Origin of the sequence: Pseudomonas syringae (assembly GCF_021606685.1) — a bacterium.
Classification (GTDB): domain Bacteria; phylum Pseudomonadota; class Gammaproteobacteria; order Pseudomonadales; family Pseudomonadaceae; genus Aquipseudomonas; species Aquipseudomonas syringae_R.
Genome location: NZ_WKCB01000033.1, coordinates 13,046 through 39,370, shown reverse-complemented (window position 1 = coordinate 39,370; position 26,325 = coordinate 13,046). Strand labels below are relative to the sequence as shown.

Annotated in this window: 18 protein-coding genes; 11 read left to right on the top strand and 7 right to left on the bottom strand. The window is 61.5% G+C overall.

Annotation, left to right across the window (positions count from 1 at the left end; genetic code table 11):
• Positions 1-60 precede the first annotated feature (60 nt).
• The 3 genes from GIW02_RS14535 (at position 61) to GIW02_RS14525 (ending at position 2,028) form a co-directional block, all read left to right on the top strand.
• Positions 61-459 (top strand): winged helix-turn-helix domain-containing protein, encoded by a 399-nt coding sequence (locus GIW02_RS14535; protein WP_236414012.1) that lies wholly within the window; start codon positions 61-63, stop codon positions 457-459.
• Positions 452-913: a transglycosylase SLT domain-containing protein gene (locus GIW02_RS14530; protein WP_236414020.1), complete on the top strand. Its 462-nt coding sequence runs from the start codon at positions 452-454 to the stop codon at positions 911-913. Before GIW02_RS14535 ends, GIW02_RS14530 begins: the two co-directional genes overlap by 8 nt.
• A gap of 86 nt (positions 914-999) precedes the next feature.
• On the top strand, positions 1,000-2,028 hold the full coding sequence (locus tag GIW02_RS14525) for a quinone-dependent dihydroorotate dehydrogenase (RefSeq protein ID WP_236414022.1): 1,029 nt from the start codon (positions 1,000-1,002) through the stop codon (positions 2,026-2,028).
• Between the two features lie 122 nt (positions 2,029-2,150).
• On the opposite strand, the gene rmf is transcribed toward GIW02_RS14525, so the two are convergent.
• On the bottom strand, positions 2,151-2,366 hold the full coding sequence (rmf, locus tag GIW02_RS14520; protein ID WP_002553055.1) for a ribosome modulation factor: 216 nt from the start codon (positions 2,364-2,366) through the stop codon (positions 2,151-2,153).
• 530 nt (positions 2,367-2,896) lie between these two features.
• Between rmf and rlmKL the strand changes: the two genes are divergently transcribed.
• Entirely contained in the window at positions 2,897-5,161 is a 2,265-nt protein-coding gene (gene rlmKL / locus GIW02_RS14515; RefSeq protein WP_236414024.1) for a bifunctional 23S rRNA (guanine(2069)-N(7))-methyltransferase RlmK/23S rRNA (guanine(2445)-N(2))-methyltransferase RlmL, read from the top strand.
• Positions 5,162-5,300: 139 nt separating this feature from the next.
• Entirely contained in the window at positions 5,301-7,700 is a 2,400-nt protein-coding gene (locus tag GIW02_RS14510) for a GGDEF domain-containing protein (RefSeq protein ID WP_236414026.1), read from the top strand.
• Positions 7,701-7,710: 10 nt separating this feature from the next.
• Here GIW02_RS14510 and dacB read toward each other — a convergent pair whose 3' ends face one another.
• Positions 7,711-9,171, bottom strand: a complete 1,461-nt coding sequence (gene dacB, locus GIW02_RS14505; RefSeq protein WP_236421908.1) for a D-alanyl-D-alanine carboxypeptidase/D-alanyl-D-alanine endopeptidase — start codon at positions 9,169-9,171, stop codon at positions 7,711-7,713.
• 238 nt (positions 9,172-9,409) lie between these two features.
• Here dacB and GIW02_RS14500 point away from each other — a divergent pair, with 238 nt between their 5' ends.
• Positions 9,410-9,754 (top strand): YggL family protein, encoded by a 345-nt coding sequence (locus GIW02_RS14500; RefSeq protein ID WP_017739581.1) that lies wholly within the window; start codon positions 9,410-9,412, stop codon positions 9,752-9,754.
• A 36-nt stretch (positions 9,755-9,790) separates the two neighbouring features.
• On the opposite strand, the gene GIW02_RS14495 is transcribed toward GIW02_RS14500, so the two are convergent.
• Positions 9,791-10,981: a benzoate/H(+) symporter BenE family transporter gene (locus tag GIW02_RS14495; RefSeq protein ID WP_236419649.1), complete on the bottom strand. Its 1,191-nt coding sequence runs from the start codon at positions 10,979-10,981 to the stop codon at positions 9,791-9,793.
• Positions 10,982-11,207: 226 nt separating this feature from the next.
• On the opposite strand from GIW02_RS14495, the gene GIW02_RS14490 reads away from it, so the two are divergent.
• Positions 11,208-11,972, top strand: coding sequence for a GntR family transcriptional regulator (locus GIW02_RS14490; RefSeq protein WP_060756181.1), 765 nt, complete (start codon positions 11,208-11,210; stop codon positions 11,970-11,972).
• Between the two features lie 138 nt (positions 11,973-12,110).
• On the opposite strand, the gene guaD is transcribed toward GIW02_RS14490, so the two are convergent.
• The 4 genes from guaD to xdhA all read right to left on the bottom strand — a co-directional run bounded on the left by guaD (position 12,111) and on the right by xdhA (position 18,224).
• Entirely contained in the window at positions 12,111-13,415 is a 1,305-nt protein-coding gene (gene guaD / locus GIW02_RS14485) for a guanine deaminase (protein WP_236421906.1), read from the bottom strand.
• 7 nt (positions 13,416-13,422) lie between these two features.
• Positions 13,423-14,265, bottom strand: a complete 843-nt coding sequence (gene xdhC, locus GIW02_RS14480) for a xanthine dehydrogenase accessory protein XdhC (RefSeq protein ID WP_236418497.1) — start codon at positions 14,263-14,265, stop codon at positions 13,423-13,425.
• A gap of 118 nt (positions 14,266-14,383) precedes the next feature.
• Positions 14,384-16,783, bottom strand: a complete 2,400-nt coding sequence (gene xdhB, locus GIW02_RS14475) for a xanthine dehydrogenase molybdopterin binding subunit (RefSeq protein WP_236418496.1) — start codon at positions 16,781-16,783, stop codon at positions 14,384-14,386.
• The gene (gene xdhA / locus GIW02_RS14470; protein WP_236418495.1) at positions 16,776-18,224 is read right to left on the bottom strand and encodes a xanthine dehydrogenase small subunit; all 1,449 of its coding nucleotides are present in this window, start codon (positions 18,222-18,224) and stop codon (positions 16,776-16,778) included. Before xdhA ends, xdhB begins: the two co-directional genes overlap by 8 nt.
• Before the next feature lie 291 nt (positions 18,225-18,515).
• Here xdhA and GIW02_RS14465 point away from each other — a divergent pair, with 291 nt between their 5' ends.
• The 4 genes from GIW02_RS14465 to ligA all read left to right on the top strand — a co-directional run bounded on the left by GIW02_RS14465 (position 18,516) and on the right by ligA (position 26,234).
• Positions 18,516-19,175, top strand: a complete 660-nt coding sequence (locus GIW02_RS14465; protein ID WP_236418494.1) for a GntR family transcriptional regulator — start codon at positions 18,516-18,518, stop codon at positions 19,173-19,175.
• 2 nt (positions 19,176-19,177) lie between these two features.
• Positions 19,178-22,666, top strand: a complete 3,489-nt coding sequence (smc, locus tag GIW02_RS14460; protein ID WP_236418492.1) for a chromosome segregation protein SMC — start codon at positions 19,178-19,180, stop codon at positions 22,664-22,666.
• Positions 22,667-22,925: 259 nt separating this feature from the next.
• Positions 22,926-23,789: a cell division protein ZipA gene (gene zipA, locus GIW02_RS14455; RefSeq protein WP_236421905.1), complete on the top strand. Its 864-nt coding sequence runs from the start codon at positions 22,926-22,928 to the stop codon at positions 23,787-23,789.
• An 87-nt stretch (positions 23,790-23,876) separates the two neighbouring features.
• Positions 23,877-26,234, top strand: coding sequence for an NAD-dependent DNA ligase LigA (gene ligA, locus GIW02_RS14450; RefSeq protein WP_236417169.1), 2,358 nt, complete (start codon positions 23,877-23,879; stop codon positions 26,232-26,234).
• The last annotated feature ends 91 nt before the right edge of the window (positions 26,235-26,325 follow it).

Genomic DNA, 26,325 nt, shown 5'->3' with positions numbered 1-26,325 from the left:
CACATAGGCCGTTACTGGAAATAGGGACTTCAATGTCAGTCGTCGAGCACCGAGGTATGTATGGTCGTCGTGAGTAATGAATTGACGACGCATGCTCTGGTTTTTGCGCGCTGGACCCTGCATGTCGATGGTCGCCTGACCGGCGAGGGGTCGGATGTTCAACTGCCGCCCAAAGAGTGGCACGTGCTGCGTTTGCTGTTGGGTTCCGGCGGCACGTTGATGACCAAGGATAGTTTGCTCGAGTTGGCGTGGCCCCAGGGGGAGGTGGCCGAGGAGTCGCTGACACGCTGCATTTACTCGCTACGCAAATTCCTGGGCGCGGACAAAGGGTTTATCAAGACGATCTACGGCCGTGGCTATCGGTTTACATGCCCGGTGAGCGCCGATGGGCAGCCATCGGTGGAGCATGTGTGTTCGGTCTGCGGTCAGGTCAGCCATGAGCAGGGAAAAAATGGCTAGGTTCTGGAGTCGGGCGCTGCTGTTCAGCCTGCTGATAAGCGCCAATCAGGTGCTGGCCGATTGCTGGGTAGAAACCGCCAGCCGCTACGACATCGAGCCGGAATTGCTGCAGGCTATCGCCGCTGTGGAGTCGGGTAATCGTGCAGACGCGATCAACACCACCAACAGTAATGGCACCCGCGACATCGGCCTGATGCAAATCAACAGCATCCACTTACCCCGCTTGCTCAAGCAGGGCATTACCGAGGATCGTCTGTTGAGTGAGCCTTGCCTGTCGGTGGAGGTGGGGGCGTCGATCCTTGCGGAGTTCATCCGGCGCTTTGGCTACAACTGGACGGCGGTGGGTTCCTACAATGTGGGGGTAGGGTCCGGGCCGCAGCTGGAGGCGTTGCGTATGCGCTACGCAGAAAAAATCTGGACGCGTTATGAGGCCCTGGTCATGCAGCGTCATTGAGGTTTCAACAGCACGCCTCGCGCGCGCGCCGTCAGCCCGGCTATAATCGGCGCCACCTTTCGCCGCCATCCGAGTCTAGCCCGCCCATGTATACCCTGGCCCGCCAGCTGTTGTTCAAACTCTCCCCGGAAACCTCCCACGATCTGTCCCTGGACCTGATCGGTGCCGGTGGACGCCTGGGGCTCAATGGCCTGGTATGCAAGGCTCCGGCGAAAATGCCGGTATCGGTGATGGGGCTGGACTTCCCCAACCCGGTCGGTCTGGCCGCTGGCCTGGACAAGAACGGTGCGGCTATCGATGGCTTCGCGCAGTTGGGTTTCGGTTTTGTCGAAATCGGCACCGTGACCCCGCGGCCGCAGCCGGGTAACCCCAAGCCGCGCATCTTCCGCCTGCCGGAAGCCGAGGCGATCATCAACCGCATGGGTTTCAACAACCTGGGCGTTGATCACTTGCTGTCGCGGGTTCAAGCGGCGAAGTACAAGGGCATCCTGGGTATCAACATCGGCAAGAATTTCGATACCCCGGTGGAGCGTGCCGTTGACGACTACCTGATCTGCCTGGACAAGGTCTACGCGCACGCCAGCTACGTCACCGTCAACGTCAGCTCGCCCAACACGCCGGGGCTGCGCAGTCTGCAATTTGGTGACTCGCTCAAACAATTGCTCGAAGCCCTGCGCCAGCGCCAGGAAGACCTCGCCCTGCGCCATGGCAAGCGCGTGCCGTTGGCGATCAAGATTGCCCCGGACATGAGTGACGAAGAAACCGTGTTGGTGGCTCAGGCTCTGGTGGACTCGGGCATGGACGCGGTGATCGCGACCAACACCACCCTCAGCCGTGTCGGCGTTGAAGGCCTGGCTCATGGTGATGAGGCGGGCGGGCTGTCGGGTGCCCCGGTGCGCGACAAGAGCACCCATATCGTCAAGGTACTGGCCGCGGAACTGGCAGGGCGTTTGCCGATCATCGCAGTGGGCGGTATCACTGAAGGCAAGCATGCGGCCGAGAAGATCGCCGCAGGTGCGAGCCTGGTGCAGCTGTACTCCGGCTTTATCTACAAGGGCCCGGCGCTGATTCGCCAATCGGTGGATGCAATCGCTGCATTGCCCAGGAAGGCCTGATCCACCGCCAATAAAAAGGGCTCCTTAAAAGGAGCCCCTGGGCCGAAGCCCGCCGCCTGGATAGGGCGTGCGTGGTTAAGTCGTTACATATTCGTGGTGGTGTCGGAATTAAATGCCCTTGATTAGCCGACGGCGTGAAGTTCGTTGAGTCTGTGGATTCCCGCAGTGCCAGTCATACCGTCCCAGTTGTCGCCGCGTCCTTCTCGCCAGCCGTTGATCCAGGCTTGGCGCACCGACGGTAGAGTAAATGGGCAAAGCTCACGGGATTTGCCATGAACGCCATATTGATATCCGCGTAAAAATGCTCTTTCCAACGGATCACGCTTAAGTCTTCTCATAGGGTGTTTCCCTCACTTGTTGACTGTCTTGATATCCTTCGGCCTCGTCTGAGGCCGGGCAGAGTTTTTCTGCCGTTGGTGGGCTCGCTGCCGGCGTGGCGAGCCAAGTGTCGGCGTCGTTACGGCGCCAACCTGTGTTGAGTTCTAACCAATAGGTCACATGGATTCAATGATCGTTTTGTCATAAGCACGTAACGATAACGATGCTATAGCCATAAGCTGGGATGGCTTTTCGCCCCTTTTATTGGGCAAAGCCAGCTATGATGCACCCTGCAAAGAGGATGGGTTTAATCCTTTAGTGAGAATGCTCGTCCGCTGCAGTCGGTTACTATTCGACGAAGGGTCGGAATATTTCTCCTTGTTACTGAAAACTTCTCGCTGCCCCGTTGATTCAGGCCCAAGGGCCCGGCAGGCGGGGTGGGACGGCACATTCGTGCCACGCGGGCACTCTTCAAGAAAAGTGCTTGATTGAAAACCGAACCGGCGATGCGTCGCCCGTTCATTTATTGCTGAAAAGCCTGGAATGCCCCATGTCGGACCGTTTTGAACTCTTCCTCACTTGCCCCAAGGGCCTCGAAGGCCTGCTGATCGAGGAAGCCGTCGGGCTTGGCCTTGAGGAAGCCCGCGAGCACACCTCGGCCGTGCGCGGCATGGCCGACATGGAAACCGCCTACCGTCTGTGCCTCTGGTCGCGCCTGGCCAACCGTGTGTTGCTGGTGCTCAAGCGCTTTCCGATGAAGGACGCCGAAGACCTCTACCACGGCGTACTGGATATCGAATGGGCCGACCACATGGTGCCGGACGGCACCCTGGCGGTGGAGTTCAGCGGCCACGGCTCTGGCATCGACAACACCCACTTCGGCGCGCTGAAGGTCAAGGATGCGATCGTCGACAAGCTGCGCACGCCGACCGGCGAACGCCCGTCCATCGATAAGATCAACCCGGACCTGCGCATCCACCTGCGCCTGGACCGTGGCGAAGCCATCCTGTCCCTCGACCTGTCCGGCCACAGCCTGCACCAGCGCGGTTATCGCCTGCAGCAGGGCGCTGCACCGTTGAAGGAAAACCTCGCGGCGGCGATCCTGATCCGCGCCGGCTGGCCGCGCATTGCGGCCGAAGGTGGCGCGCTGGCTGACCCGATGTGCGGCGTCGGCACCTTCCTGGTGGAAGGCGCGATGATCGCTGCCGACATGGCCCCCAACCTGAATCGCGAGCTGTGGGGTTTCACCACCTGGCTCGGTCACGTCCCGGCGCTGTGGAAGAAACTGCACACAGAAGCCAGTGAACGTGCCGCCATCGGCATGAACAAGCCGCCCCTGTGGGTACGTGGCTATGAAGCCGACCCACGCCTGATTCAGCCCGCGCGCAACAACATCGAGCGCGCCGGCCTGAGCCACTGGATCAAGGTGTACCAGGGCGAAGTCGGTACCTTCGAGCCGCGCCCGGACCAGAACCAGAAAGGCCTGGTGATCTGCAACCCACCTTACGGCGAACGCCTCGGTGACGAAGCGAGCCTGTTGTACCTCTACCAGAACCTCGGCGAGCGTCTGCGCCAGGCATGCATGGGCTGGGAAGCGGCGGTGTTCACCGGCGCGCCGGACCTGGGCAAGCGCATGGGTATCCGCAGCCACAAACAGTATTCGTTCTGGAACGGCGCGTTGTCGTGCAAGTTGCTGCTGATCAAGGTCAACCCGGATCAGTTCGTCACTGGTGAGCGTCGCACCCCGGAGCAGCGCCAGGCCGAACGTGAGCAAGCCGCTTACGATCAGGCCCCGGCCGAGCCGCAAGAGCGCCAGTACAACAAGAACGGTAACCCGATCAAGCCCGCACCGGCCCCGGTGGTCGAACAGGCGCGCCTGAGCGAAGGTGGGCAGATGTTCGCCAACCGCCTGCAAAAGAACCTCAAGCTGCTGGGCAAGTGGGCCAAGCGCGAAGGTGTGGATTGCTACCGCGTGTACGACGCCGACATGCCGGAATACTCCATGGCCATCGACCTGTACCACGACTGGGTCCACGTGCAGGAATACGCCGCGCCCAAGTCCATCGACCCGGAGAAAGCCTCGGCGCGCATGTTCGATGCCCTGGCGGCCATTCCCCAGGCGTTGAACATCGACAAGAGCCGCGTGGTGGTCAAGCGTCGCGAGCGCCAGAGCGGCACCAAGCAGTACGAGCGCCAGAGCGCCCAGGGCAAGTTCACCGAGGTCAGCGAAGGCGGCGTGAAGCTGCTGGTCAACCTCACCGACTACCTGGACACCGGCCTGTTTCTCGACCACCGCCCGATGCGCCTGCGCATCCAGAAGGAGGCCGCCGGCAAGCGTTTCCTCAACCTGTATTGCTACACCGCCACCGCCAGTGTGCACGCCGCCAAGGGCGGTGCGCGCAGCACCACCAGCGTCGACCTGTCCAAAACCTACCTGGACTGGGCGCGTCGTAACTTCTCCCTCAACGGGTTTTCTGACAAGAACCGCCTGGAGCAGGGTGATGTGATGGCATGGCTGGAGGCCAGCCGCGATGAGTTCGACATGATCTTCATCGACCCGCCGACCTTCTCCAACTCCAAGCGCATGGAAGGCATCTTCGACGTACAGCGTGACCACGTGCAGTTGCTCGACCTGGCCATGGCCCGCCTGGCACCGGGTGGCGTGTTGTACTTCTCGAACAACTTCCGCAAGTTCGCGCTGGAGGACAACCTCAGCGAACGCTATGCGGTCGAGGAAATCAGCGACAAGACCATCGACCCGGACTTTGCGCGCAACGCGAAGATTCATCGGGCCTGGAAAATCACCGCTCGCTGATCGCCGTAACCCAAAGCCGCAAGCCAGGATTTTTCCGGGCTTGCGGCTTTTTTACGCTGGTCAAATAGTGGGACGCTCGCTATAACTATGGCCTAGCCAAAGCGACACCCCCCGCACACTGGCGTTGTGAGTGTTGCCTATGCCGTTGCAAGCCGTCCGCCCGAAAATCCTAGGCTTTATCAGTGAGCAGGCGTCGGCTTGGCTAGTTGCATTGGTAGTGTTCCTGGCGGGGTGCGCCCTGACGATCATCGTCGCCTGGGCGGCTTCCGACCTCTATCAGCAACAGGTGCGTCAGCGCTTTCAGCTGCTGGTCAACGAGCGTTACACGCGTTTGCAGGAGCGTTTCGAAGACCAGGAGCAGCGTCTCAACAGCCTGCGGCGTTTCTTCGTCAACTCCGACGATGTGTCCCGCGAAGAATTCGACGGTTTTGCCCAGCCCTTGTTGCTGCGCGCCCGCGCCTACTCCTGGGCGCCCCGGGTGTTTCACGAGCAACGCCGTCAATTTGAGCAGGAGGTGTCCGCCCAGCGCGGTAAACCCTTTGTGATCCGTGAATTGAACTCGGCCGGTGAGCTGGCCCCTGCACCCGAGCGTGAGGAGTACGTGCCGGTGCTCTACAGCCAGACCCAGAGCCTGCTGGGCGCACCGATGGGTTTTGATCTGCTGGCTCAGCCCTTGCGGCGCTCGGCCCTTGAACGCGCGCAAACCAGCGGCCAACTGGCGGTGTCGCAGCCCATGCAACTGGTGGGCGTAGAGCCGGCTTACGCGACCGGCGTGCTATTGGTCGCGCCGGTGAGCAGTGTGCCCACTTCCGGGCAATCTCCGCATGAGCCCTACGGCTACGTGATGGCGGTGATCAGCATGCGCCAGTTGGTGGCCGATGGGTTGCCCAAGCCGGACCGGGACAACCTGGTGATGCAGATCGTTGACACCTCCGACCTGCAACAGCGTGTGCTGTTCGAGTCTAACAATGCCGTGAGCGACAGTGACCTCAGTAGCGCGCGGCGCTTGACCTTGGGCGACCATGTGTACGCCCTGAGCCTGCGCCCCAGCCAAGTGTTCGACCAGTCCAACCACTCTTCGCTGGCCACGATCCTGACCATGGGCGGGTTGCTCAGCGTGTTGCTCAGTGCCTTGCTCTATGTGTTGGTGAGCCAGCGCCAGCGCGCGTTGAAGCTGGTGGAGCAACGTACCGTGCAATTGCGCCAGCGCGAGCTGGAACTGCGCGGCGCCCACGGCCAATTACGTAGCGTGCTGAACGCCGCGACCCATGTTGCGATCATTGCCACTGACCTGCGCGGGGTCATCAACACCTTCAACGCCGGGGCCGAGAAGATGCTTGGGTTCACGGCCGAGCACGTGGTGGGCAAGTTGACGCTCGAAAGCCTGCACGTGCCCTCGGAGCTGGAAGCGCGTGCCGCGAGCCTGAGTGTGGCCTTGGGCAAGCGCATCCCGGCGAGCCAGGCGATGCTGGTGGAAAGCCCCGACAACCTGCACGAAGCCCGTGAGTGGAGCCTGATCCGCCACGACCGCAGCCAGTTGACCGTGAACATGCTGGCCACCGTTTTGCTCGACGATCATGGCTTGTGGATCGGGCACCTGGCCATTTACCTGGATGTCACCGAGCAAAAGCGTGCCTACGAGGCCCTCGCTGCGCGTGACCGCCTGCTCAAGAAGCTCAGCGCCCATGTGCCTGGCGGGATCTTCCAGTTCACTCGGGCGCCCCAGGATAACTGGCACTTTATCTACGCCAGCGACGGCATGCGTGACATCTATGAGATCGAGCTAAGCGTGTTGCAGCAGGATGCGGCGAAGGTCTTCGAGCGCATCCACCCGCTGGATGTGGAGCGGGTGCGCGCCTCGATTCGTTTGTCGGCATTGCAGTTGAGCCATTGGCGCGAAGAGTATCGGGTGCTGTTGCCGCAACGCGGCCTGCGCTGGATCCGCGGCGAGGCCACGCCGGAAGAGTTACCCGGCGGCGGTACGCTGTGGCATGGCTACGTGTCGGATATTTCCGATCTAAAACGGGTGGAAGAGGAACTGCGGGCGTTGTCCATTACCGACTCCTTGACCGGCATTCACAACCGTCGCTATTTCCAGGACCGCCTCAAGGCCGAGATGGTGAGGCTCAACCGCACCTCGGGGGCGTTGTCGGTGATCATGCTCGATATCGATCACTTCAAGCGTATCAACGACCAGCATGGGCATGCGGTCGGCGACGGCGTACTGCAGGAACTGTGCAAGCGCATCAGCCAGCGCCTGCGCCGTACCGATGTGTTCTGCCGCCTCGGCGGCGAGGAGTTCATGGTCTTGTGCCCCAACACCGATGACGAACAGGCCTATCGCCTCGCGATGGAGTTGTGGCAGTCGCTGCGCACTGAGCCGATGGTGCCGGTGGGGATCGTCACCGCCAGCTTTGGTGTAGCCAGCTGGCGGGTGAATGAAGGCATCGACGCGCTGCTGCTGCGCGCCGACTCGGCGGTGTACGTAGCCAAGCAGGCGGGCAGGGACCGGGTGGAGGCGCAGCGGATACGGGTCTGATGACCCACCTTTAGAGCACTGGCGCCGCAGCTACTGCTTTTGGCTGGCGATACAGGTCCAGCAGCACCTGGTCCAGCACCGACGAGGCACCCCATGGCTTGGGATCGTTAAGGATCGCGACCACCGCCCAGGTATTGCCGTTGTTGTCGCGGCTGAAGCCGGCGATGGCGCGCACGGTGTTCAAGGTCCCGGTCTTGACGTGGGCTTCGCCGCGCATGGCGGTGGTCTTGAGGCGTTTGCGCATGGTGCCGTCGGTGCCGGCAATCGGCATCGAGCTGATGTATTCCGCCGCGTAGGGGCTTTTCCAGGCGGCTTGCAGCATGGCGGCCATCTCGCGCGCGCTGACCCGTTCGGCGCGGGACAGGCCAGAACCGTTCTCCATCACCAGGTGCGGTGCGGTGATGCCCTTTTTCGCCAGCCACTGGCGCACTACGCGCTGGGCGGCCTTGGCGTCGTCGCCGTCGGCGTCGTTGCGAAACTGCGCGCCGAGGCTCAGGAACAGCTGCTGGGCCATGGTGTTGTTACTGTATTTGTTGATGTCGCGGATGATCTCTGCCAGGTCCGGCGAAAACGCGCGGGCCAGCACCTTGGCATCCTTGGGCACCGGCGCCTGGATATCCCGGCCCTGGATGGTGCCGCCCAGCTCTTTCCAGATCGCCCGGACGGCGCCGGCGGTGTAGGTCGCGTGGTCCAGCAGCGAGAGGTAAGTCTGCGAACTGCAGCCATCGGCCAACTGGCCGCTGACCGTCACCGTCACGCTGCCATCGGCGGCCGTGACCGGGTTGTAGCGTACGTCACCGGTGCATTGCTTGGCGGCGGAAGCCTTGACCTGGTTGTCGATGCGGATGCTGGCAATCGGCGGCTCGACCGAAACGAGCACGCGGCCTGAATCGTTACGGGTCACAAAACGCAGGGCCTTGAGGTTGACCAGCAAGGCGTCTGGCTTGACCAGGAATGGTTTGTTCTCGTCATTGCCGTCGTCATTGAATTCCGGCAACAGCGGCTGGTTGAAGAAACCGCGGTCCAGCACCAGGTCGCCGGTCACCTGCTGCACGCCATTGGCGCGCAGGTCGCGCATCAGCAGCCAGAGTTTTTCCATGTTCAGCTTGGGGTCACCGCCGCCCTTGAGGTACAGGTTGCCGTGCAACACGCCACCGCTGAGGGTGCCGTCGGTGTAGAACTCGGTTTTCCACTGATGGTTGGGGCCGAGCATTTCCAGGGCCGCGTAGGTGGTGACCAGCTTCATGGTCGACGCCGGGTTGACCGAGACATCGGCGTTGAACACGGTGGGGGTGCCGGGGCCGTTCAGGGGGAGCATCACCAGGGACAGCGCGGTGTTTTGCAGCTTGGCTTTCTGCAGGGCCTGCGCAACGTTGGGTGGCAGGGTGTTATTGATCGGGGCAGCGGTGGCGGAAAACGCCAGGGGCAGGATAAGACCGGCAAGGACTACGGAGCGCAAAGATTTGATCATAAAGAATAAAACCCTACTGCTGAGAAGGGTGAAAAAGGCGAGGGGTAAATAGGAAAAATCCCTCAATGGTCATGAAAGTGTCGGCATTATGCCCCAAGCCGACGCCACTTGTAGCTGAACGATAGCTGGGAATCGGCGTTTTTTTTCCCGGCATCGTGCCGCCCGTCCCAGAGAGTCGGGCAATCACCGCCTTAAACTGCTAAAGTGCCGCCCGTTATTACTTATGAGGATTGTTCCAATGGCGACTAACCGTTCCCAGCGTCTGCGCAAAAAACTGTGCGTTGATGAATTTCAAGAGCTGGGTTTCGAACTGAACCTGGACTTCAATGAAGGCCTGAGTGAAGAAGCTATCGACGCTTTCCTCGAAGCATTCATCAACGAAGCCATGGAAGCCAACGGTCTTGGCTATGTTGGCGGCGATGACTACGGTCTGGTTTGCCTGCAGAAGCGTGGCTCGGTCTCCGAAGAGCAGCGCGCAGCTGTTGAAGCCTGGCTGAAAACCCGTTCCGAGCTGACCAAGGCTGAAGTCAGCCCGCTGCTGGACGTGTGGTATCCAGAAAAGCCGATCAACGCGGCTAAGTGATACTGAAAAAACGGCGACCCTCGGGTCGCCGTTTTTTTATGCCTTGCGCGCGTTCAGAATCAACAGCGTCAACACCCCCGCGACAATCCCCCAGAATGCCGACCCGATGGAAAACAGAGTCAAGCCCGACGCAGTGACCATAAAGGTGATCAGCGCCGCCTCCCGTTCCTTGGGCTCATTCATGGCGATACTCAAGCCATTGATGATCGAGCCAAACAACGCCAATGCCGCAATCGACAGCACCAGCTCTTTGGGCAAGGCTGCGAACAGCGCCGCCAGCGTTGCGCCGAACACCCCGGCAAGCCCGTAGAACACGCCGCACCAGACCGCCGCCGTGTAGCGCTTGTTACGGTCTTCATGGGCGTGGGGCCCGGTGCAGATGGCCGCGCTGATCGCCGCCAGGTTGATGCCGTGGGAGCCGAACGGCGCCAGCACCAGTGATGCGAGGCCGGTGGTAGTGATCAGCGGCGAGGCGGGCACGGTGTAGCCGTCGGCGCGCAGCACGGCCACGCCGGGCATGTTCTGTGAGGTCATCGCCACCACAAACAGCGGAATGCCGATGCTGATGGTCGCCGCCAGCGAGAAGTGCGGAGTGGTCCACACCGGCGTCGCTACCTCCAGGTGAAAGCCGCTGAAGTCCAGCAACCCCATCAGCCCCGACAGCGCGGTGCCGATCAGCAGCGCGGCGAGCACCGCATAGCGCGGCGACAGGCGCTTGATGATCAGGTAGGTGAAAAACATCCCCAGCACCAGGCCGGTACGGTGCTGGGCGGCGACGAATATTTCGCTGCCGATCTTGAACAGAATCCCCGCCAGCAGGGCTGCGGCCAGTGACGCCGGGATACGTTTAACCAGTTTTTCGAAGCTGCCGGTCAGCCCGCAGAGGGTCACCAGCACGGCGCAGGTGATGTAGGCACCGATGGCTTCGCCATAGCTGACGCCGCCCAGGCTGGTAATCAACAGCGCCGCGCCGGGTGTGGACCAGGCGATGGTGATTGGCGTGCGATAGCGCAGCGACAGGCCGATGCTGCACACCGCCATGCCGATGGAGATCGCCCAGATCCACGAAGAAATCTGCGCGGTGGTCAAGCCAGCGGCCTGGCCGGCCTGGAACATCAGCACCAGAGAACTAGTGTAGCCGGTCATCATGGCGATGAAGCCGGCGACCACGGCCGACGCAGAGGTGTCGGCCAACGGGCGCAAAGGCGCTTGGGTGGCGTCGTTCATGGAGGGGTGTTCCTTTTACCTGGGTATTTGCCGGTGAGGGCGCAGATTCAAGCCTAAACTCAAACGTAACGACTCATTGCAATACAGCCGCAGGCGCAAACAGCCGTACAGTGTGTTGGCGCAGTCGGTTGTGTACAATGTGCCCTGTTTTTAGGTGATACTTGCCAGCGACACGCGCTTGCCGTATTACCGTTAATTCGCCGCCGTTCTCCAAACCCGAGTGCCCATGAACGAACAGTTGCAACCTCTCAAGAAACAACCGCGAGCCGGCAAGGCCGGTCGCAGCGGAACCCAGGACGATATCGTCTACGCGCATATCTTCGAGGCGATCCTCGAACAACGCCTGGCGCCCGGAACCAAGTTGAGTGAAGAGGCACTGGGCGAAATCTTCGGCGTCAGCCGCACCATCATTCGCCGCGCGCTGTCGCGTCTGGCCCATGAAGGCGTGGTACTGCTGCGGCCCAATCGCGGCGCAGTCGTCGCCAGCCCGAGCGTCGAGGAAGCCCGCCAGGTGTTCCTGGCCCGGCGTTTGGTTGAGCGCGCGATTACCGAGCTGGCGGTGCAGCATGCCACGGCCGACCAATTGGCCGAGCTGCGCCAGATGGTCAACGACGAGCGCGACAGCTTCTCCCGTGGCGACCGCGGCGCAGGCATCCGCCTTTCCGGCGAGTTCCACCTCAAGCTGGCCGAAGCGGCGAAGAACGCGCCGCTGATCAGCTTCCAGCGCAGCCTGGTGTCGCAGACGTCGTTGATCATCGCCCAGTATGAAAGCGGCAACCGCTCGCACTGCTCCTACGATGAACACACCCAGTTGATCGATGCGATTGAAGCCCGCGACGCGACCTTGGCGGTGAACCTGATGATGCATCACATGGATCACATCGACAGCAAGCTCAACCTCGATGAGGAAAGCGCGTCGGATGATCTGCATGCGGTGTTCTCGCATTTGTTGCAGACGAAGAAGCCTGGGCGTTCCTCGATCAAGCTGTAATTTTCCGGGTTCACCCGGATAAAAATGTGGGAGGGGGCTTGCCCCCGATAGCGGTGGATCAGTCAGCTTATGTGTAGCTGACACACCGCAATCGGGGGCAAGCCCCCTCCCACATTTGGTTTTGTGTTGTGGTTGAAATCAGCGTTGGTGCACGAGTTGGCCGGCTGCGTAAGTCTGCAATACCGTCCGATCATCCCCCAGCGTCATCAACACAAACAACGTCTCGGCAATGTTCTTCGCCTGCTTCAAGCGATAGCTCAGCAACGGCGTGGCGTTGTAGTCCAGCACCAGGAAGTCCGCGTCCGTGCCCGGTTGCAACGTACCGATCTTGTCTTCCAACCGAAGCGCTCGCGCGCCGCCCAAGGTGGCCAGGTACAGCGACTTGAACGGGCTCAACCGTGCGCCCTGCAACTGCATGACCTTGTAGGCCTCGTTCAGGGTTTGCAGCAGCGAGAAGCTGGTGCCGCCGCCCACGTCGGTGCCCAGGCCCACATTCAATTTGTGCTTCTCGGCCATCGGCAGGTTGAACAAACCGCTGCCGAGGAACAGGTTCGAGGTCGGGCAGAACGCGACGGCTGAACCGGTTTCTGCGAGCCGCGCGCACTCGTCGTCACACAGATGCACGCCATGGGCAAACACTGAGCGCTCGCCGAGCAGGTGGTAGTGGTCGTACACATCCAGATAGCCTTTGCGCTCCGGGAACAGCTCCTTCACCCACTCCACTTCCTGCTTGTTTTCACTGATGTGCGTCTGCATGTACAGGTCGGGGTATTCACCCAGCAACTGCCCGGCCAGCGCCAATTGCTCTGGCGTGCTGGTTGGTGCAAAGCGCGGCGTCACCGCGTAGTGCAGGCGGCCCTTGCCGTGCCAGCGCTCGATCAGCGCCTTGCTTTGCTGGTAGCCGGTTTCGGCGGTGTCGGTCAGGTAGTCCGGCGCGTTGCGGTCCATCATCACCTTGCCGGCGATCATGCGCAGGTCGAGTTTTTCTGCTGCTTCAAAGAACGCATTCACTGACTGCGGGTGCACGCTGCCGAACACCAGCGCAGTGGTGGTGCCATTGCGCAGCAGTTCCTTGATGAAAATGTCCGCGACTTCCTCGGCGTGAGCCTTGTCGGCGAACTGGCTTTCACACGGGAAGGTGTAGGTGTTGAGCCAATCCAGCAACTGTTCGCCATAGGCGCCGACCATGCCGGTTTGCGGCAGGTGGATGTGGGTGTCGATCAGGCCGGGGGTGATCAGCGCGTCTTGGTAATGGGTGATGTCGATATCGGCGGGCAGCGTCGGCAGCAGGTCGCTGGCGTGGCCGACGGCGCTGATCTGGCCGTTTTCGATCACCAGCAGGCCGTCTTCGAAATACTCATATGAGGCTTCGATCCCGACTTCGGCAGGGTCGGCGATGCTGTGCAGGAGGGCGGCACGGTAGGCTTTGCGAGTCAAAGGCATGGTCATCTCAATTCGTGGCTTGGCTACGGCGTGACACCGGCAGCAGTTTGGCAATGGGTTCGGCACTCGCAGTGTGCTGGCCGAAATTGGCGTTATAGGTGGCGATGATTTCGCCGGCGATGGAGATGGCGATCTCCACCGGCAATTTGCCCTTCACCTCGGTGAGGCCCATGGGGCAGCGCATGCGTTGCAGTTGTGCGGTGTCGTAACCGCGATCACGCAGGCGGTGTTCGAATTTGACGCGCTTGGTTTTCGAGCCGATCAGGCCGAAATAGGCAAAGTCATTGCGCTTGAGCAGGGCGGCGGTCAGTTCCAGGTCCAGTGCATGATTGTGGGTCATTACGATGCAGTAACTGCCCACGGGCAGGTCGGCAATTTCATCCACCGGCTCTTCGCTGACGATTTTACGCACGCCCTGGGGGATGTGCTCTGGAAACTCCTGGTCACGCGAATCGATCCAGCGCACCCGACACGGCAGGCTCGCCAGCAGCGGTACCAACGCGCGGCCGACATGCCCGGCGCCAAACACCGCGATCTGCGCCTGCACCTGGCCCATGGGTTCGAACAGCAGCACGGTCACGCCGCCGCAGCACTGGCCCAGGCTCGCGCCGAGGCTGAAACGCTCAAGGTGGGTGTTCTGCTGGCCACGCGCGAGCATGTCGCGGGCGATCTGCATCGCCTTGTATTCCAGGTGCCCGCCACCGATGGTGTCGAAGGTCTGCGCGGCGCTGATCACCATCTTCGAGCCGGCATTGCGCGGCGTGGAGCCGAGTTCTTCGATGATGGTGACCAGCACGCAGGGTTCACCCTGGTTCTGCAGGTCGGCGAGGGCGCTGATCCAGTTGTTCATAGTCACCTCTTGTGGTGTCTGTGAGGCCGTCATCGGGGGCAAGCCCCCTCCCACATTTGAAGGTATTCACAGATCAAAATGTGGGAGTGGGGCTTGCCCCCGATGGCAGCGCCTCGGTCTAAAGCGAAGCCATCTCAGTTTCGGTTTCCACAGGCGTAACCGCCTGCAACTGCCGCATCTGCTCACATCCCCACAACACCCGCTCCGGCGTCGCCGGCGCATCAATCTTGGGCTGATGGCGATAGTCACCCAAACTCGCCACCGCGTCCTTGATCGCACACCACGAAGCAATCCCGAGCATGAACGGTGGCTCGCCCACCGCCTTGGAGTGGAACACCGTGTCTTCCGGGTTTTTGCGGTTTTCCACCAGCTTCACGCGCAAATCCAGGGGCATGTCGGCCACGGCCGGGATCTTGTAGCTGGCCGGGCCGTTGGTCATCAGCTTGCCCTTGTTGTTCCACACCAGCTCTTCCATGGTCAGCCAGCCCATGCCCTGGATGAAGCCGCCTTCGACCTGGCCGATGTCGATGGCCGGGTTCAGCGAAGCGCCCACGTCGTGGAGGATGTCGGTGCGCAGCATCTTGTACTCGCCGGTCAGGGTGTCGACGATCACCTCGCAACACGCCGCGCCGAACGCGTAGTAGTAGAACGGCCGACCGCGCGACTGGCTGCGGTCGTAGAAGATTTTCGGGGTCTTGTAAAAACCGGTGCTCGACAGCGAAACCTGGGCGAAATACGCCTGCTGGATCAGCGCCTCAAAGGTCAGGATCTGGTCACGCACGCGCACATGGCCGTTGTGGAATTCCACGTCGGCTTCGCTCACGTCGTATTTGCGCGCGGCGAATTCCACCAGGCGCTGCTTGATGGTTTCGGCGGCGTTCTGCGCGGCCTTGCCGTTCAGGTCAGCGCCGCTGGAGGCGGCGGTTGGCGAGGTGTTGGGCACCTTGTCGGTGTTGGTGGCGGTGATCTGCACGCGGTCGATTTCGACCTGGAACACTTCGGCCACCACTTGCGCGACCTTGGTGTTCAGGCCCTGGCCCATCTCGGTGCCGCCGTGGTTGAGGTGGATGCTGCCGTCGGTGTAGATGTGGATCAGCGCACCGGCCTGGTTCAAGAAGCTCGCGGTAAACGAAATGCCGAATTTCACCGGCGTCAGCGCCAGGCCTTTTTTCAGGATCGGGCTGTGGGCGTTGTACAGGCGCACCGCCTCGCGGCGCTCGGCATATTGGCTGCTGGCCTCAAGCTCGGCGGTCATCTCTTCGAGCATGTTGTGCTCGACGGTCTGGTAGTAATGCGTGACGTTGCGCTCGGTCTTGCCGTAGTAGTTGGCCTTGCGCACCGCCAGTGGGTCGAGGGCCAGATGGCGGGCGATGGCGTCCATCACTTCCTCGATGGCGACCATGCCTTGGGGGCCGCCGAAGCCACGGTACGCCGTGTTGGACGCGGTGTTGGTCTTGCAGCGATGGCCGTTGACCGTGGCGTCGCCCAGGTAGTACGAGTTGTCGGCGTGGAACATCGCGCGGTCGACAATCGAGTTGGACAAGTCCGGCGAGCAGCCGCAGTTGCCCGCCAGCTCCAGGTTGATGCCGTGCAGGCGGCCGTTGTCGTCGAAGCCCACGTCGTATTCGATGTAGAAGGGGTGGCGCTTGCCGGTCATCAGCATGTCTTCGACGCGCGGCAGGCGCATCTTGGTCGGCTGGCCGGTCAGCTGTGCCACCACCGCGCACAGGCAAGCGGGGCTGGCGGCCTGGGTTTCCTTGCCGCCGAAACCACCGCCCATGCGGCGCATATCCACGACGATTTTATTCATCGAAACGTCGAGTACTTCGGCCACCAGTTTTTGCACTTCGGTGGGGTTTTGCGTGGAGCAGTAGACGATCATGCCGCCGTCTTCGGTGGGCATCACCGAGGAGATCTGGGTTTCCAGGTAGAAGTGTTCCTGGCCGCCGATATGCAGCGTGCCCTGGATACGGTTTTTCGCCGTGGCCAATGCGCCCACCGAATCACCGCGCTGATGGGTGTGGCTGTCGAGCACAAAATGCTTTTTGCGAAACGCCTCGACCACGTCCAGCACCGGCTCCAGGTCTTCGTATTCGATCACCGCAGCCATGGCGGCCTTGCGTGCGGTTTCCAGGTCGCGGGCGGCCACGGCCAGGACCACCTGGCCGACGAACTGCACGGTGTCGATGGCCAGCAACGGGTCACCGGGCATCAACGGGCCGATGTCTTTCAGGCCCGGTACGTCTTTGTGGGTGATGGCGATGCGCACACCTTCGAAGGCGTAGCAGGGCGCGGTGTCGATGCTGATGATACGGGCGTGGGCGCGGTCGGACAGGCGCGCATACAGGTGCAACTGGTTGGGAAACTCCAGGCGGTCATCAATGTACTGCGCCTCGCCGGAGACGTGCTTGGCGGCGCTGTCGTGCTTGACGCTGCGCCCGACCCCGGAGGTCAGGTCCTGGGTAAACAACTCGGCGAGTTCGGCCTGGGTTTTAACGACGGCGTGATGGTTAGACATAAGCGGTCACCCGAGTCTCGATGTGCGGCGTTTGCAGCTCGATGAAGTATTTGCGCAGCAGGTTCTGCGCGCTGAGCAGGCGGTATTCCTTGCTGGCGCGGAAGTCCGACAGCGGGGTGAAATCCTCGGCCAGGGCGGCGCAGGCCTTCTCCACGGTGGCGCTGTTCCAGGTGGCGCCGACCAACGCGGCTTCGCAGCTTTTGGCGCGCTTTGGCGTGGCGGCCATGCCGCCGAACGCAACGCGGGCCTCGCTGATCACACCGCTGTCGATCTTGAGATTGAAGGCCGCGCACACTGCGGAAATATCGTCGTCCAGGCGCTTGGAAACCTTGTAGGCACGGAACAGCGCGTGGCCCTTGGGCACGATGATTTTCTCGATGAATTCACTGTCCTGACGGGCAGTAACGCGGTAGTCGATAAAGTAGTCTTCCAGCGCCAGGGTGCGGCGCACGTCGCCCTTGCACAGCACGATCTGCGCACCGAGGGCGATCAGCAGCGGCGGTGAATCACCAATCGGCGAGGCGTTGCCGATGTTGCCGCCGAGGGTGCCCTGGTTGCGGATTTGCAGCGAGGCAAAGCGGTGCAGCAGCTCGCCGAAATCCGGGTATTCGTGATGCAGCGCGGTGTAGCAGTCGGAGAGGGCGGTGGCGGCGCCGATTTCCAGGCGGTCGTCGAAGGCGTCGATACGCTTCATTTCTTCAATGTTGCCGACGTAGATCATCACCGGCAGCACGCGGTGAAACTGGGTAACCTCCAGCGCCAGGTCGGTGCCGCCAGCCAGCAGGCGAGCTTGTGGGTAGGCGTCATAGAGGTCGGCCAGGTCGGCCACGGTCAGCGGCACCAGGCAGCGTTTATCGCCGCTGTTCAGCTCACCGGTTTGCGTCGGCGCAATGGCTTTGAGGCGGGCGATGGTTTCGGCCTGGCGGCTGTCGAACTGGTCCACCGGCTTGTTGCAGCAGGCCTGTTCGGCGGCGGCCAGGATCGGGCGGTAACCGGTGCAGCGACAGAGGTTGCCGGCCAGGGCCTCATGGGCCTTTTGGCTGTCGGGGGCGTCGCTGTTCTTTTGCAGGGCAAACAACGACATGACAAAGCCGGGTGTGCAAAAGCCGCATTGCGAGCCGTGGCACTCGACCATGGCCTGTTGCACGCTGTGCAGCTTGCCCTGGTGCTTGAGGTCTTCGACGCTGATCAGTTGTTTACCGTGCAGGGACGACACAAAGGTCAGGCACGAGTTGAGGCTGCGATAACGAATCTGCTCGGTACCGTGCTCGTCGGTGTGCAACTCGCCGACCACCACGGTGCACGCGCCACAGTCACCACTGGCGCAGCCTTCCTTGGTACCGGATTTGCCCAGGTGCTCGCGCAGGTAATTGAGCACGGTCAGGTTGGGGTCCAGGGCGTGCTCGCTACGGAGTTCCTGGTTAAGTAAAAACTGGATCACGGAAGGCCTCGCAGACTCATTATTGTTGTTAACCGCTTTGCGCCGAATCTAGTCATCTCTGACTTTTCGGTCAATGATTTTCTGACCAGAAGGTCAAGAAATTGCGATCACAACCCTTTCAATTATGGTCCAGTCTTCTGAAACCGGCGTTTTTGGGCGTTTTTGAGTGTTCTCTCGAGGTGCACAGCTGCTTATTTCATGCCAAATTCGCGAGAGTGGGCCCAGCGCCATCAGCCAGCATTTGCGCTACACTGCCGCGCTTGTATCGATAGAAGATTTTGAAGGGAAAACATGACGTTCAAGGCGCCGGACAGTCTCGCCGAGCAAATTGCTCACCACCTCGCCGAACGTATCATTCGCGGCGACCTCAAGCCTGGGGAGCGGATCCAGGAGCAGAAAGTCACGCTGGCACTCAATGTCAGCCGCGGTTCCGTGCGCGAAGCCTTGCTGATCCTTGAACGCCGCCACCTGATCGCGATCCTGCCGCGCCGTGGCGCGCATGTCACCGAACTCACCGCGCACAAGGTGCAGAGCCTTTGCACCTTGATGAGCGAGTTGTACATCTTGCTGGGCAATGCCGTCGCCCAAGGCTGGCAGACCCAGGCTGACATGGCGCCTTTTGTGCAGATCCAGCAGCGGCTGGTCGCCAATTTCGAGCGCCAGGACATCCGCGCCTTTGTTGAAGAGTGCTTCAATGTGATGCGTGCGGCGTACCCCTTCGCCAACAACCCGTATCTGCAGGAAACTGTCGAGAACCTGCAGCCGGCGATGAACCGTGCCTATTACTTGGCGCTGGATCAACGCAAGGCATCCATGAGCGAGTACCTGGCGCTGTTCGAGCAATTGCTCGCCGCCGTACTCGGCCGTGACCTGCCGCAAATCCGCCAGGTGCTGTCGGCGTACTGCCAGCGCAGTTCGTCGTTGGTCATCGCTGCGTTGGCGGACGCCTAAGCGTGCGGCTCAAGTGCATCAAACTGGCGGGGTTCAAATCCTTCGTCGACCCGACCACGGTGAACTTCCCCAGTAACATGGCGGCGGTGGTCGGGCCCAATGGTTGCGGCAAGTCGAACATCATCGACGCCGTACGCTGGGTGATGGGCGAGAGCTCGGCAAAAAACCTGCGTGGCGAGTCGATGACCGACGTCATCTTCAACGGCTCCACCAGCCGCAAGCCAGTCAGCCAGGCGAGCATCGAGCTGGTGTTCGATAACTCCGACGGCACCCTGATCGGCGAGTACGCGGCCTACGCGGAAATTTCCATTCGCCGCAAAGTGACCCGCGACAGCCAGAACAGCTATTTCCTCAACGGCACCAAGTGCCGGCGCCGTGACATTACCGATATTTTCCTCGGCACCGGCCTGGGCCCGCGCAGCTATTCGATCATCGAGCAGGGCATGATCTCCAAGCTGATCGAAGCCAAACCCGAGGACCTGCGCAACTTTATCGAAGAAGCGGCCGGCATCTCCAAGTACAAGGAGCGCCGTCGCGAAACCGAAAACCGTATCCGGCGTACCCATGAAAACCTCGCCCGCCTGACCGACCTGCGCGAAGAGCTTGAGCGTCAGCTCGAACGCCTGCACCGCCAGGCCCAGGCCGCCGAGAAGTACCAGGAATACAAGGGCGAAGAGCGCCAGCTCAAGGCGCAACTCTCGGCCCTGCGCTGGCAGGCATTGAATGATCAGGTCGGCCAGCGCGAGGCGATCATCGGCACCCAGGAAATCAGCTTCGAAGCCCTGGTGGCCGAACAGCGCAATGCCGACGCCAGCATCGAGCGGTTGCGTGACGGGCACCATGACCTCTCCGAGCGCTTCAATCTGGTGCAGGGCCGCTTCTACTCGGTGGGCGGTGATATTGCCCGGGTCGAGCAGAGCATCCAGCACGGCCAGCAGCGCCTGCGGCAGTTGCAGGACGATCTGAAAGAAGCCGAGCGCGCGCGCCTGGAGACCGAATCGCACCTGGGCCATGACCGCACCTTATTGCTGACCCTCGGCGAAGAGCTGGACATGCTCACCCCCGAGCAGGAAATCACCAGCGCCGCCGCCGAAGAAGCCGCCGCCGCCCTGGAAGAAGCCGAAACCACCATGCACGGCTGGCAGGAGCAGTGGGACACCTTCAACCTGCAATCTGCTGAGCCGCGCCGCCAGGCTGAGGTGCAGCAGTCGCGCATCCAGCAGTTGGAAACCAGCATGGAACGCCTGGCCGAGCGCCAGCGTCGTCTGCAGGAAGAGCGTGTATTGCTCGCCGCCGATCCGGAAGACGCGGCAATCATGGAACTGAGCGAGCAACTGGCCGAAAGCGAGATGACGCTGGAAGAGCTGGAAGCCAGCGAAGAACAACAAGTGGAGCGCCTGGAGCAATTGCGTCAGCAACTGCAACAGGCGACCCAGGCCCAGCAGCAGGCCCAGGGCGATTTGCAGCGGCTCAATGGCCGCCTGGCGTCCCTTGAAGCCTTGCAGCAAGCCGCATTGGACCCCGGCACCGGCACTGCCGAGTGGCTGCGTGACCAGCATTTGGCCGAGCGCCCGCGCCTGGCCGAAGGCTTGAAGGTTGAGGCGGGTTGGGAGCTGGCGGTAGAAACCGTGCTCGGCGCCGACCTGCAGGCCGTGCTGGTGGATGATTTTGGCGGCTTCGACCTGGCCGGTTTTGCTCAGGGCGATCTGCGTTTGCTCAGCCCGGCGGCCGATGGCACGCGAGTGCCGGGCAGTTTGCTGGATAAAGTCGAGGCGGCGATTGATCTGTCGCCGTGGTTGGGCCAGGTCAAACCGGTCGAATCCCTTGAACAGGCCCTGGCCCAGCGCGGCCAACTGCGTGCCGGCGAAAGCCTGATCAGCCGCGATGGCTACTGGGTCGGCCGGCACTTCCTGCGAGTGCGCCGCGCCAGTGAAGCGGAAAGCGGCGTTCTGGCCCGCGGCCAGGAAATCGTCAACCTGACGGCCGAGCGTGAAGAGCGCGAAGCGACCCTCGAAAGCCTGGAAACCGAACTGCAAACCCTGCGCGCCACCCAGCGCCAGCAAGAGACCGGTCGCGAACACTTGCGCCGCCTGTTGCAGGACGAAGCCCGCCAGCAGGGCGAATTGAAAGCCCAGCTGTCCGCGAGCAAAGCCAAGGCCGAGCAACTGACCCTGCGCCGCACCCGTCTTGACGACGAAGTGGCCGAGATGGGCGAGCAGCGCGCCCTCGAACACGAACAGATCGGCGAGGCGCGCCTGCACTTGCAGGAAGCCCTCGACAGCATGGCGCTGGACACCGAGCAGCGCGAGCTGCTGCTGGCCCAGCGCGACAGCCTGCGCGAGCGCCTTGATCGCGTGCGCCAGGAAGCGCGCCAGCACAAGGACCACGCCCATCAATTGGCGGTGCGCCTGGGGTCGCTCAAGGCTCAGCATAATTCCACGGCCCAGGCCCTTGAACGCCTGGAGATGCAATCCGAACGCCTCACCGAAAAGCGCGAGCAACTGAGCCTCAATCTGGAGGAGGGCGAAGCGCCGCTTGAAGAACTGCGGCTCAAGCTCGAAGAGTTGCTCGACAAGCGCATGACCGTCGACGAAGAACTCAAGACCGCGCAAATCGCCCTGGAAGACGCCGACCGTGAGCTGCGCGACGCGGAAAAACGCCGGACCCAGGCCGAGCAGCAATCCCAGCTGATTCGCGGCCAGCTCGAACAGCAACGCATGGAATGGCAAGCCCTGACCGTGCGCCGCAAGACCCTGCAAGACCAATTGCTGGAAGACGGCTACGACCTGCACGGCGTGCTCAATACCCTGACCGCCCAGGCCAACGAGAAAGACGCCGAAGAAGAACTTGAGCGCATTGCTGCGCGTATACAGCGCCTGGGCGCGATCAACCTCGCAGCCATCGACGAATACCAGCAGCAATCCGAACGTAAACGTTATCTGGATGCCCAGGACGCCGACCTGGTGGAAGCCCTGGACACGTTGGAAAACGTGATCCGCAAGATCGACAAGGAAACCCGTAACCGCTTCAAAGATACCTTTGATCAGATTAATGGCGGTTTACAGGCGTTATTCCCGAAAGTTTTCGGCGGTGGCAGCGCTTACTTGGAACTGACAGGCGAAGATCTACTCGATACTGGGGTAACGATCATGGCGCGGCCTCCGGGCAAGAAGAACAGCACCATCCATTTGTTGTCCGGCGGCGAAAAAGCCCTGACCGCATTGGCCCTGGTATTTGCCATCTTCAAGTTGAACCCGGCGCCGTTCTGCATGCTCGATGAAGTTGACGCCCCGCTGGATGACGCTAACGTTGGACGCTACGCCCGGTTGGTCAAAGAAATGTCCCAGACGGTGCAATTCATCTATATCACCCACAACAAGATCGCCATGGAAATGGCGGATCAGTTGATGGGCGTAACCATGCACGAACCTGGCTGTTCACGGTTGGTCGCGGTGGATGTGGAAGAAGCGATGGCGATGGTGGAATCCTGAGCCACGCCTGGAGAGAATTTTTTTAGCACGCTGTAAGGGGGTTTACCGGTCTGGCGAAAGTGGCAAATGGACATATTTGTTCAAGGCATTTTGACAGACGGTGTAAAGTTATCTTTGGTCGTGCTAGTTTAATGTCAATTTTTCGTGTGCGTGGGCAAAACGTCAGTCAGAACATAGAGTTGGCGCCACGTTTTAAAGCGGTTTGCACGGTGCTAAACCCCTTATTTTTCAGCATTTTTTATTAGAGGCACGGGATTACATGGAAATCGGTCTGCGCGAGTGGCTGATAGTCATCGGCATCATTGTCATTGCCGGTATTCTTTTTGATGGCTGGCGCCGCATGCGCGGTGGCAAGGGCAAGCTCAAATTCCGTCTGGACCGTAACCTGTCCAACTTGCCCGACGACGACGGCAGCGCCGAGCTGCTGGGGCCGCCCCGTGTGCTGGATACGCATAAAGAGCCGCAACTGGATGAGCATGATTTGCCGTCCATGAGCGCGCCGTTGCGCGAAGCCCGTGAGCCTTCGTCCAAGCGTGGCAAGCGTGCCAGCGCGGCGGTTGCCGAGCCGCACCAGGGCGACCTCAACCTCGACGTGGATGACGGCCCGAGCTTCAGTAGTCGCGACGATGATTTCCCCGACGAAAACGCCAGCAAGAACGCCCCGCGTCAGTCTGTGAACGATCAGCCTGCCGCCGAGGAAGTCTTGGTGATCAGCGTGATCTGCCGCGACGCCGCTGGCTTCAAGGGTCCGGCGCTGTTGCAGAACATCCTGGAAAGCGGCCTGCGTTTTGGCGAAATGGATATTTTCCACCGTCACGAAAGCATGGCCGGTAACGGCGAAGTGCTGTTCTCCATGGCCAACGCGGTCAAGCCGGGCACCTTCGACCTGGACGACATCGACCTGTTCAGCACCCCGGCGGTGAGTTTCTTCCTTGGCCTGCCAGGCCCGCGTCACCCGAAACAGGCGTTCGACGTGATGGTGGCGGCAGCCCGCAAGCTGTCCCAGGAACTCAATGGCGAACTCAAGGACGACCAGCGCAGCGTCCTCACCGCCCAGACCATCGAGCACTACCGTCAGCGCATCGTCGAGTTCGAGCGTCGTGCCCTGACACAGAAACGCTGAGGATTGGCTCCCAGCGTTGTCAGTAGAATAAGCGCACTAACACATTGAGCAGCTTCGGCTGCTCTTTTGCTTTATGAGAGAACACCCATGACCGCCGCCCACACCCGCATCCTCGAACTGCGCGCTGAACTGGATCAGCACAACTACCGTTACCACGTCCTCGACGAGCCGAGCATTCCGGACGCCGAGTACGACCGGCTGTTCCACGAGCTCAAGGCCCTGGAGGCCGAGCACCCGGAACTGGTGACGCGTGATTCACCGACGCAGCGGGTCGGCAGTGCGGCGTTGTCGGCCTTCACTCAGGTTCGACACGAAATTCCGATGCTCAGCCTCGGTAACGCCTTCGATGAAACCACTATGCTGGAGTTCGACCGGCGAGTGACCGAAGGCCTCGACCTGCCAGTGGGTGATCTGTTTGGCGGCGGCGCGGCGGTGGAGTACAGCTGCGAGCACAAGCTGGATGGCCTGGCGGTCAGCCTGCTGTACCAGGATGGCGAATTGGTGCGCGGTGCTACTCGCGGCGACGGCACCACCGGTGAAGACATCAGCGTCAACGTGCGCACCGTGCGCAATATCCCGCTGAAACTGCAGGGCAGCGGCTGGCCGGCGACCCTGGAGGTGCGCGGTGAAGTGTTCATGTCCAAGGCTGGTTTCGAGCGGCTCAATGCCTCGCAGCTGGAAGTCGGCGGCAAGACCTTCGCCAACCCGCGCAACGCGGCCGCTGGCAGCCTGCGTCAGCTGGACTCGAAGATCACCGCCAGCCGCCCGCTGGAGTTCTGCTGCTATGGCGTGACCACTGATATCAGCGACACCCATATCGGCAACCTGCAGCAGTTGCAGAAGTGGGGCATGCCGATCAGTCATGAACTGAAACTGGCCAAGGGTATCCAGGATTGCCTCGACTACTACCGCGATATCGGCGAGCGGCGTAACAGCCTGCCGTATGAGATCGACGGCGTGGTGTTCAAGGTGAATAGCATTGCCTATCAACGCGAACTGGGCTTCCGTGCCCGCGAGCCGCGCTGGGCCATCGCGCACAAATTCCCGGCCATGGAAGAACTCACCGAGCTGCTCGATGTGGAGTTCCAGGTCGGTCGCACGGGCGCCGTGACCCCAGTGGCACGCCTCAAGCCGGTCAAGGTCGCGGGCGTCACCGTGTCCAACGCCACGCTGCACAACATGGACGAAGTGGCGCGCCTGGGCCTGATGATCGGCGACACTGTGATCATCCGCCGTGCCGGGGATGTGATTCCGCAAGTGGTCTCGGTGGTCGCCGAACGCCGCCCGCAAAACGCCCGCGCCGTGCAGATCCCTGAAAGCTGCCCGGTGTGCGGTTCCCATGTGGAGCGCACGCAGTTGGTCAAGCGCAGCAAGGGCAAGGAAACCGTCAGCGAAGGCGCGGTGTACCGTTGCGTCGGGCGGCTGGCCTGTGGTGCGCAGCTCAAACAGGCGATCATCCACTTCGTCTCGCGCCGGGCCATGGACATTGACGGCCTGGGCGACAAGACCATCGAGCAACTGGTGGATGAAAAACTCATCGGCTCGCCGGCCGATCTGTACAAGCTCAAGTACGAGCAGATCATCGACCTGGAAGGCTTCGCCGATATCTCCAGCAAGAAGCTGATCACGGCCATCGAAAACAGCAAGACGCCGAGCCTGGCGCGGTTTGTCTACGCCCTGGGCATCCCCGATGTGGGCGAAGAGACCGCCAAGGTGCTGGCGCGCTCCCTGGCGTCTCTGGAGCGGGTGCAGCAGGCGCTGCCGGAAGTGCTGACGTACTTGCCGGACGTGGGCCTGGAAGTGGCGCACGAGATCCATAGCTTCTTTGAAGACAGCCATAACCAGCAGGTGATCGGCGCGCTGTTGTCGCCCGAAGAATGCGGCCTGCAATTGCAGGATCAAGGCGAGCTGAGTGCCGAGTTTGCCGCCAGCACCACCCTCGGTGGTTTGCTCGACAAGCTGCACGTACCGAGTGTCGGCCCTGGCGCTGCGCAGAAACTCGCGGACAAGTTCGGCAGCCTGGAAGGTGTGATCAAGGCTGACTGGCTGGATATGCGCCAGGCGTTGCCCGAGAAACAAGCCAAGGCGGTGCGGGAATTCTTCGATGACGAAAACAACGCCAACCGCGCCCTGGCCATCGAGCAACAGCTCAAGGACTTCGGCATGCACTGGCAGAGCGAGAAGAGGGTGGTCGAAGGCTTGCCCGAAGCAGGGCATACTTGGGTGCTTACCGGCTCCCTGGAGCTGATGAGCCGCGATGTGGCCAAGGACAAACTCGAAAGCCTCGGCGCCAAGGTGGCCGGTTCCGTCTCGGCGAAAACCCATTGTGTGGTGGCAGGCCCTGGCGCCGGTTCCAAACTGGCCAAGGCCAGCGAGCTGGGCCTCAAGGTCCTCGACGAAGAAGCCTTTGTCGCCTTCCTGGCCAAGCACAACATCAGCGTCTGACGCTGCCTTGTGGCGAGCGGGCTTGCCCGCGTCGGGCTGCGCAGCAGCCCCGCTCATTAGCAAAGTGGAACGATCCTGAAGAGGAAATGAT

Bases quoted from the DNA above. Each gene is read 5' to 3' on its own strand.
- GIW02_RS14535 (WP_236414012.1), top strand. From the start codon at position 61: ATGGTCGTCGTGAGTAATGAATTGACGACGCATGCTCTGGTTTTTGCG.
- GIW02_RS14530 (WP_236414020.1), top strand. From the start codon at position 452: ATGGCTAGGTTCTGGAGTCGGGCGCTGCTGTTCAGCCTGCTGATAAGC.
- GIW02_RS14525 (WP_236414022.1), top strand. From the start codon at position 1,000: ATGTATACCCTGGCCCGCCAGCTGTTGTTCAAACTCTCCCCGGAAACC.
- rmf (WP_002553055.1), bottom strand. From the start codon at position 2,366: ATGAGAAGACTTAAGCGTGATCCGTTGGAAAGAGCATTTTTACGCGGA.
- rlmKL (WP_236414024.1), top strand. From the start codon at position 2,897: ATGTCGGACCGTTTTGAACTCTTCCTCACTTGCCCCAAGGGCCTCGAA.
- GIW02_RS14510 (WP_236414026.1), top strand. From the start codon at position 5,301: ATGCCGTTGCAAGCCGTCCGCCCGAAAATCCTAGGCTTTATCAGTGAG.
- dacB (WP_236421908.1), bottom strand. From the start codon at position 9,171: ATGATCAAATCTTTGCGCTCCGTAGTCCTTGCCGGTCTTATCCTGCCC.
- GIW02_RS14500 (WP_017739581.1), top strand. From the start codon at position 9,410: ATGGCGACTAACCGTTCCCAGCGTCTGCGCAAAAAACTGTGCGTTGAT.
- GIW02_RS14495 (WP_236419649.1), bottom strand. From the start codon at position 10,981: ATGAACGACGCCACCCAAGCGCCTTTGCGCCCGTTGGCCGACACCTCT.
- GIW02_RS14490 (WP_060756181.1), top strand. From the start codon at position 11,208: ATGAACGAACAGTTGCAACCTCTCAAGAAACAACCGCGAGCCGGCAAG.
- guaD (WP_236421906.1), bottom strand. From the start codon at position 13,415: ATGCCTTTGACTCGCAAAGCCTACCGTGCCGCCCTCCTGCACAGCATC.
- xdhC (WP_236418497.1), bottom strand. From the start codon at position 14,265: ATGAACAACTGGATCAGCGCCCTCGCCGACCTGCAGAACCAGGGTGAA.
- xdhB (WP_236418496.1), bottom strand. From the start codon at position 16,783: ATGTCTAACCATCACGCCGTCGTTAAAACCCAGGCCGAACTCGCCGAG.
- GIW02_RS14465 (WP_236418494.1), top strand. From the start codon at position 18,516: ATGACGTTCAAGGCGCCGGACAGTCTCGCCGAGCAAATTGCTCACCAC.
- zipA (WP_236421905.1), top strand. From the start codon at position 22,926: ATGGAAATCGGTCTGCGCGAGTGGCTGATAGTCATCGGCATCATTGTC.
- ligA (WP_236417169.1), top strand. From the start codon at position 23,877: ATGACCGCCGCCCACACCCGCATCCTCGAACTGCGCGCTGAACTGGAT.